Annotated in this window: 4 protein-coding genes; 3 read left to right on the top strand and 1 reads right to left on the bottom strand. The window is 42.9% G+C overall.

Going from position 1 to position 3,346, the window contains the following annotated elements; genetic code table 11:
* Positions 1-1,399: 1,399 nt before the first annotated feature.
* Positions 1,400-1,540 (bottom strand): hypothetical protein, encoded by a 141-nt coding sequence (locus tag RRG12_RS42055; protein WP_420763221.1) that lies wholly within the window; start codon positions 1,538-1,540, stop codon positions 1,400-1,402.
* 304 nt (positions 1,541-1,844) lie between these two features.
* Between RRG12_RS42055 and RRG12_RS42050 the strand changes: the two genes are divergently transcribed.
* The 3 genes from RRG12_RS42050 (at position 1,845) to RRG12_RS42040 (ending at position 3,027) form a co-directional block, all read left to right on the top strand.
* Positions 1,845-2,078 carry a hypothetical protein gene (locus tag RRG12_RS42050; RefSeq protein ID WP_420763220.1) on the top strand — a complete coding sequence of 78 codons (234 nt, stop codon included), beginning with the start codon at positions 1,845-1,847 and terminating at the stop codon, positions 2,076-2,078.
* Between the two features lie 311 nt (positions 2,079-2,389).
* Positions 2,390-2,821 carry a hypothetical protein gene (locus RRG12_RS42045; RefSeq protein WP_420763219.1) on the top strand — a complete coding sequence of 144 codons (432 nt, stop codon included), beginning with the start codon at positions 2,390-2,392 and terminating at the stop codon, positions 2,819-2,821.
* Positions 2,822-2,877: 56 nt separating this feature from the next.
* Positions 2,878-3,027 (top strand): hypothetical protein, encoded by a 150-nt coding sequence (locus RRG12_RS42040; protein WP_420763218.1) that lies wholly within the window; start codon positions 2,878-2,880, stop codon positions 3,025-3,027.
* Positions 3,028-3,346: the final 319 nt, after the last annotated feature.

Genomic DNA, 3,346 nt, shown 5'->3' with positions numbered 1-3,346 from the left:
CGCTTAAGAGCTTTTAAGCTCTGTAATCCATCTTTTGATGACGCACAGTACGCCATATTTGGCGGAAAGTTTGTTGAGGTAAAAATCAAGAATCAGCCAAAAATGAGTCCGATAAAACTACAAAAGTGACTGAGGTTTTACAACGCTTGTGTCAAATTAAAGCAGAGGCAGGGGAGGAAAGAGTTGATAGACAATTAGTTCTTTTCCCCCTGCTTCTCTTCTACCTCTGCTGCCCTCAACGCAAAAGTTCCTTAACCGAAGGTATTGGGAGTGTCGAGAGGCGTAAGCGGACTGTGACTACCAATCTCAATTGGGAGGCAAGGTAACACAGAGAGAGCGATCGCGTCACCCAATCACAAAAGCTAACTGATCACGCCACTGTTAGGAGAGATCACCTCCGGTGGGCGGTTACGCCATCGCGTTTACAAACAGAGTTAGAATCTCCCGTAAGTCATGGACAAAAAACATTTGTCTGTTATTCTCATTTAAGTGGGAAAAATGTATATTTTTAAACATTCCATTGGGAACGGCAGTAATGACGGCAGTATGACGGCGATAGTGCCGTCAAAAACGAAATTTTTCTGGGATTTTGTAAATCTTCTAATGGTAAAATTGACGGCAGTATGACGGCCCTGTTGACGGCCTACACGGTAAGGGTAAAAGCTCAAATCAGCCGCCTGAAAATAAACATACCTACTACGGTTATTTTCGCTATTGTTGATTTGAGAAAATTGGCTGTTTTTGACTTAAGTAAAAATACTCAGTGAGTCCGAAAAAGAATTTGAGCAAGGACGTGAAGTATTTTTGAAAAAGCAAGGTAAATCAATTCCAAATTCACGCATTCCAAATTGGAGAAGTGCGATCGCCCGTAGTCACGTCAAGAATTGAGATTGGGGATTTGGGTTTTGGTAGTCATGGTCTGGTAGTCATAATAGATTTGGTAGTCATGATAGTTAATATCTATTTATATAGAAGGCGTGACTACGGTATCAGAACTTGATACAAAATGCTGCTATTCTCAGTGGTGACTACCAATTTTGTATAAAACCCAGCATTGCCAAGTGAGTACAAAAATGATGCGCTCGTCCGTAGTCATGCTAAAAATTGAGATTGGAGGTTTAGGGTTTTGGTAGTCATGGTTTGGTAGTCATGGTCTGGTAGTCATGATGAATTTGGTAGTCATGATGATTAATATCTATTTATATAGAGGGCGTGACTACGGTATCAGGACTTGATACAAAATGCCGTTCTTCTCAGTGGTGACTACCAAATATTGTATAAAAGCTAGCAGCAGTAAGTTGCTAGAGAATTAATCGAGATTTTGCGATCGGTAGGGAATTAAGCATACGCCGAAGAAGGTGCTTCGGCTAGCAAGAACCGCAGGCATCGCGGCCATTGTCTAACTGCTGCCGGGAGCAAAATCAAGAGCGGTGGCTTTAACGTCTGAAGGGGTGAGGCAAGCGATCGCGCTGTGGTCAATTAGAGGCAGAGAAATTAGGCAGTCAGGATGATCGCCTTTGCAAGCTACGCCCGTAGTCACGCTAAGAATTGAGATTGGGGATTTGGGTTTTGGTAGTTATGGTTTGGTAGTTACGATGAATTTGGTAGTCATGATGGTTAATATCTATTTATATAGAGGGCGTGACTACGGTATCAGGACTTGATACAAAATGCCGCTCTTCTCAGTGGTGACTACCAAGTTTGTATAAAAACCAGCATTAGCAAAGCAGTACAAACTTGAGATGGTGGCGCGGCTATGCCAGTGAAAAGACGCGACAACGTAGTTGTAAGTCTTGGGCATTGGGTATGGGGTGAAGCGCTTGCTCCCTTAGCGATTGCCTACGGTGGCGGGTAAGCTGGGAGCTAGCCAGAAGAAAATAATAAAGCATAACTACTGGAGCGATCGCCATCGTAAAACAGGAGACGCGGCAACGCAGTTGCCAGTCCAGTCCACCACACCCACCACACCACAGATGTCAATAACCGCGCTGAAGATTCTGTGCAATGGCCTAACCGCCCTCTGTCTTGCGATCGCTAATCATAGATTTGTTCCAGCCAGTTACTCAAATTGCTACTAAAAACCCAATGAATGAATTTTGGGTAAGGGCTGGGCGCGATGATTTTCTCTAAGAATTTTGAGGAGCGTAGCTTGCTGCCAACTCTTGGAGACGTTGCGCGTAGCTTGCTTCCACGAAGTGGTACGGCATCGCTTTCTCTAAGAAATTTTGCTGGCTGTCAAAGAATAGTCACAACCTGTTATCGCTTTCAAAACTTGTTATTACAAATGTCTAACCAATAGATGCGGTATGGAGGCGTAGCTTGCCTCTACTAGCGCGGCTACAAAAGTTATGCCCTAAAATTTTAAATAGGCATAACCACTATAACTGCCATGACAGACCGCATCGACCAAATCATAGAGAAGCTTCAACAATTAAAGGAAATCAGGCAGCATCTGGTCAATGAACCAATGTCTGAATCTGGGGTCTGGATTCATCAGTATGAGGTACGCAAAAAATATAAAAAAGATGGTGAAATCTACTGGTATGTATACGCAAAATGGCAAGCTAATGAGCCAATTTTCAAGAGAAACCCAAAAGCTAGGCTAAAAGGGATTGTCAAGCGCGGCAAGAACCCAGAGTATACCTGTCACCAACACATAGGCAGGGTCAGCAGTAGCACAGGGCTAGGAACTGATTCAGAGGTCGCGATCGCATATCAAGAGTGGGAAAATCGCTTGCGGTTAGACGCGCTTGATAAAGCACTTGATGAGATAGAAAACGCGCTTATAGAAGTTATGCCAGACCAAAATAACAAAGCATAACTATTGTGGGGCATAGCAGGAGACGCGGCAAAGCCGCCGTCGCTTAGGCAACGCAATTGCCAGTCATAACCACCCATCACGCCGAATACCTGATAACCGCGCTGGCAATTGGGAGAGCGATCGCAGAAGGAAGACGTGGGAGACGCGGCAACACAGTTGCCAGTCAAAAACCACCGAGAACGCGGGAAACGCGGCAAAATCAATAACTTGTTATTACATAAAACTGTTATAATCTTTCAGTCAATTTTATAACCTGTTAGATATTTAAAATTAAACCTATAACATATTAGCTAAGGTAGTAACAGGATAATGCATATATACTGTTATAAACTCATCTACCAATCTAACCATTAGCTGAAACCCTTGTTATACAATAATTGTGGATATATGCGCTATGAACAGGTTATGCAAATATGAACAGGTTTTAATTAACTGGTTAACGAATACATGAACCTGTTATCTAAAAGCTCATTGCAGACATAATAGCGTATCTAACCTGTTACGTCTGTTAATTTAAATTAACAG

Source organism: Nostoc sp. CALU 546 (assembly GCF_048836525.1).
The sequence above is the reverse complement of the archived record's forward strand: the minus strand, read 5'-3'. Positions and strand labels throughout refer to the sequence as shown.